Annotated in this window: 1 pseudogene; it reads left to right on the top strand. The window is 70.6% G+C overall.

Going from position 1 to position 429, the window contains the following annotated elements:
- A pseudogene (locus ACYP5B_RS22155) lies at window positions 1-306 on the top strand (hypothetical protein); the annotation flags it as partial.
- Between the last annotated feature and the right edge of the window lie 123 nt (window positions 307-429).

Raw genomic sequence — 429 nt, 5'->3', positions numbered from 1 at the left:
GTTGGCGCGAAGTGGCGCGGCTTCACTGTGGCCGACATTTCGGAAGCCGGCACGACGTTTGCCCGAGGCAAGACCAAAGTATTCGCCCCGTTGGTGCAGGAGGACGCGACCGTGCTACTGGAGTCCGGGCGTGCGGGTGGACCCGAGGCAGCAACAGCCAGGCCAGCCGCGCCGCTGCCTGCACAGGTCCCAGCGATGATGCCGGGCTTCCCGACGGCGCCTCAGATGCCCATGCCCCAGCCAGCATTCCAGCCTCCGGTCCCGACGCCGCCGATGGCAGCGCCAGCGTCCGTGGCACAACGGTGAGGGCCGCGGCGATGGCACTGTTCAGCAGGCGCGACCGCGCGGACGCCAATGTTGCCGGAGTAGGGGGCGTGACGGTTCTCACCGGCGCGGCGCCGGCCTTTGCCGCGCTTGCGCCCTCGAGGC

The sequence above is a fragment of the Cupriavidus sp. 8B genome, assembly GCF_054589115.1.
Note: the sequence above shows the minus strand (reverse complement) of the source record. Positions and strands in the feature narration are given on the sequence as shown.